General features: G+C 60.7%; 3 protein-coding genes. All 3 read right to left on the reverse strand.

Going from position 1 to position 3,887, the window contains the following annotated elements; genetic code table 11:
* Positions 1 to 466 (reverse strand): ATP cone domain-containing protein (locus ACMKFF_RS05835; RefSeq protein WP_419496356.1); only part of this gene is annotated, 466 nt, incomplete at its 3' end.
* 165 nt (positions 467 to 631) lie between these two features.
* Positions 632 to 1,843, reverse strand: a complete 1,212-nt coding sequence (locus ACMKFF_RS05840) for an FprA family A-type flavoprotein (RefSeq protein ID WP_419496357.1) — start codon at positions 1,841 to 1,843, stop codon at positions 632 to 634.
* A 22-nt stretch (positions 1,844 to 1,865) separates the two neighbouring features.
* Complete coding sequence (locus ACMKFF_RS05845; protein ID WP_419496358.1) at positions 1,866 to 3,779, reverse strand: acyl-CoA dehydrogenase family protein; 1,914 nt, start codon at positions 3,777 to 3,779, stop codon at positions 1,866 to 1,868.
* Between the last annotated feature and the right edge of the window lie 108 nt (positions 3,780 to 3,887).

Raw genomic sequence — 3,887 nt, forward strand, 5'->3', positions numbered from 1 at the left:
TCAGCTCTACCGCTGCCTTGGTCAGTGCCTCAGCCCGCTCATCCTCCGTCATGCCCGGGCGACAGAAGCTCTCAAACTTCATTTGAAGCGCCGCGAGGGAGTAGACTTCCTCGGTAAAATCCATCTGGATACGGCGCAGCACCTCGTCAAGCGAGTTATCCCCCACCGTCTGCGCGATGGTATGCCGTACGCTGCGCAGCGCCGACCGCTTTTCGCGATAGAGGATGTACGCCTTTGCCACCTCATAGTATCCGCGCTCCATGAGCGTCCGCTCCACCTCATCCTGCACACGCTCCACGGTGAGCGGCGCTGCGGCGGCGAGGTTGTCGAGAACGGCGGTGAGGATCTCATTCAGCTCTCTGCTCCCGATCTCCCTTCCCTGCCCATCAAACGCTTTTTTCATGGCGTTGAAAACTTTCTCCTGTTGAAAAGGAACAGACTTCCCGTTTCGTTTTCTGATCTCCATTTCGATCCTCTCATCTTCTCCGGTCACTTCTCATGTCCTTTTGGGCAAAGAGCGGGCAAGCGCAGTATCACGCTTGCCCGCTCTGTTTTTGAAAGCCGGTTTTCCTGCAGCCGACGCGGCGGGGCTGTTTGTTGTCTGTTGTCTTGGTTTTGGCTTTCCTGCCAGTTACTTCATAGATTCCAGAATAGCGTCCGCCAGTGCTTCCAGCTCAGTGCGCTTGTCCGTGCCCATGGACGAGGCGAGGCTGAGCCGTTCGTTGAGCACCGTCATGTTCTTGAGCTCATCGTTGACGAATTTCTGCATGAGGTCGCCGGACTTCACCGCCCACGAGCCGTTTTCAATGATGGCAAAGGTGCGGTTTTGCAGATTCAGTGCCTTCATATCCATGAGGAAATCGTGCATGGCGGGATAGATGCCGAGGTTGTAGGTCACAGAGGCCAGAACGATGTGGCTGTACTTAAACGCCTCGGAGATCAGTTGGGAGACATGGGTGGAGGACACGTCGTACAGTGCCACACGGCTCATGCCCTTGTCGCAGAGCGACGCCGCCAGCGCCTGCGCCGCGTTCTCCGTGTTGCCGTACATAGAGGCGTAGACGATGAGCACGCCCTGGGTCTCAGGGGCATAGCGGCTCCATGTATCGTATTTTTCGATGAACCAGCCCAGATCCTTGCGCCACACGGGGCCGTGGAGCGGGCAGATGTACTTGATCTGATCCAAAACGCCGCCGGCCTTTTTCAGCAGGAGCTGGATGTGGGGGCCGTACTTGCCCACGATGTTGGTGAGGTAGCGGCGGGCGTCGTCCAGCCAGTCCCGCTCGAAGTCCACCTCGTCGGCAAACAGCTTGCCGTCCAGCGCGCCGAAGGTGCCGAAGGCGTCGGCGGAAAAGAGGACGCCGTCGGTGACGTCGAGGGTCACCATGGCCTCCGGCCAGTGCACCATAGGCGCGCCCACAAAGGTGACGGTGTGCTTGCCGAAGGAGAAGGTGTCGCCCTCCTTCACCTCGATGCACTCATGTCCGTCCACATGGAAGCCGAACTGCCGCATGAGCATGAAGGCCTTCTCGTTGGAGATCAGTTTCACCTTGGGATGGCGCAGCAGGATCTCCTCGATGCAGGCGGCGTGATCCGGCTCCAGATGGTTGACCAGCAGGTAGTCCAGTTCGCGGCCATCCAGCACATACGCCAGATTTTCCAAAAGCTGGCGGCAGGCAGACCAGTCCACCGTGTCAAAGAGCACCGTCTTTTCATCCAGCAGGCAGTAGGAGTTGTAGCTTACGCCCCGGGGAATGGGAAAGCAGTTTTCAAACAGGGCCAGGCGATGGTCGTTGGCGCCCACCCAGTAGAGGTCGTTCGTTACTTTACGCACGCAATACATCTTATCTTACCTCCTTCACGGCTCAAGCCTTTACAAATTGATCCTTCGTCTCCGCGCACTCGGGACACACCCACTCGGCGGGAAGCTGCTCAAAGAGCGTACCGGGCGCGATCTCGCCGTCCTCGTCGCCCAACTCCGGCACATACTCGTAGCCGCAGCCGCTGCAGACGTAGCGGTCGCCGATGGGGGCGGGCTTCGGCGGCTTGGGCCGCTTCATCTTTACCATGGGCGGCGCGGGCAGCTTTTCGCCGCTATCCAGCGCAGCGGTGAGCAGGGGCAGGATCTCCTCCACATCGCCCACGATGCCGTAGTCGCAGTTCTTGAAGATAGGCGCGTTACCGTTCTTATTGATGGCCACGATGGTGGAGGCGTCCTTGATACCCTTGAGGTGCTGGGACGCGCCGGAGATGCCGCAGGCGATGTACAGATTGCCGGTAAACTTCTGCCCGGACATACCCACATAGCGGTTCAGCGGCAGATACTTGAGGGTCTCCGCCACGGGACGGGAGGAGCCGATGGCCGCGCCAGCGGCCTTTGCCAGCGACTCTACCAGTTTCATGTTCTTTTTCTCCCCGATGCCCTTGCCCGCGGAGACCACCCGCTCCGCCTGCGGGATGGGCGTATCCATGGGGATGCCCACGGAGAAGTCGTGGCCGTCCTTCTTCAGCGCCGCTACAAGGTCAGCCACCTGCTGGGCGGCATCCCCCTCCCGGAAGATGGTGCGCTTGCGGATGCCGGTGATGGGCGCGGGTTTCTTGGCCGCCGAACGGCTCTCGCCGCCGGAGCTCTTGCCCAGCCTGCCCACCAGATGAGAGGCGATGACCACCCGCTGGATCTCGTTAGTGCCTTCGTAGATGGTGGTGATCTTGGCGTCGCGGTAGGCCCGTTCCACCTCCATGCCCTTGAGGAAGCCGCTGCCGCCGTGGATCTGCAAGGCATCGTTGGTGACCTCCAGCGCGATGTCCGATGCGTACATCTTCGCCATGGCGGACTCCATGCCGTAAGGCGCGTGCTGCTCCTTCAGCTCCGCCGCGGAGTAGATAAGGAACCGGGCGCAGCGCAGCTTGGTGGCCATATCCGCCAGCTTGAAGGCGATGCTCTGCTGGGCCGCGATGGGCTTGCCGAACTGGATGCGCTCCTTGGAATAGCTCAACGCGTGCTCAAACGCGCCCTGGGCGATGCCCAGCGCCTGCGCGGCGATGCCGATGCGTCCGCCGTCCAGCGTGGACATGGCAATCTTGAAGCCCTCGCCCTCCTTGCCCAATAGGTTTTCCTTGGGGACCTTCACGTCGTTGAAGATCAGCTCCGCCGTGGAGGAGGAGCGAATACCCATCTTGTCATAGTGGTCGCCGAACTCAAAGCCCTTCCAGCCCTTCTCCACGATGAAAGCGGAGATGCCCCGGGTGCCGATGTCCGGCGTGGTGACGGCGAAAACCACATAGGTGTCCGCCTTAGGGGCGTTGGTAATGAAGATCTTGCCGCCGTTGAGGAGGTAGTAGTCCCCCTTATCCAGCGCCGTGGTCTCCGTGCCGCCGGCGTCAGAACCGGCGTTTGGCTCCGTCAGGCCGAAGGCGCCGATCTTCTCGCCCTTGGCCAGCGGAACCAGGTATTTCTTCTTCTGCTCCTCGGTGCCGTAGGCGAAAATAGGCCATGAGCCGAGGGAGACGTGGGCGGAGAGGATGACGCCCGCACCGCCGTCCACACGGGCCAGCTCCTCCACCGCGATGGCGTAGCTCAGGGCGTCCAGACCGGCACCGCCGTACTCCTTGGGGAAGGGAATGCCCATCCAGCCCAGCTTACCCAGCTTCTTGACAGCCTCCTCGGGAAACTCATTGTTCTGATCCATCATAAACGCGAGGGGCTTGATCTCCTCCTCCGCAAAGCTCCGGATCTTCGCGCGCAGCTCTTCGTGCGCCGCCGTGGTTTGAAACAGCATACGGGTACCTCCTCTTAAAATTTTACAGCTCGCTTGTATCTTGGGGATCGGATCCGCCGGTCAGCAGCCTGCGCAGGCTCACGGCGCGGAACGCCTCGTCCTGCTTTC

It is taken from the genome of Faecousia sp. (genome assembly GCF_048519415.1).
Taxonomy (GTDB): Bacteria; Bacillota; Clostridia; order Oscillospirales; family Oscillospiraceae; genus JAZOXB01.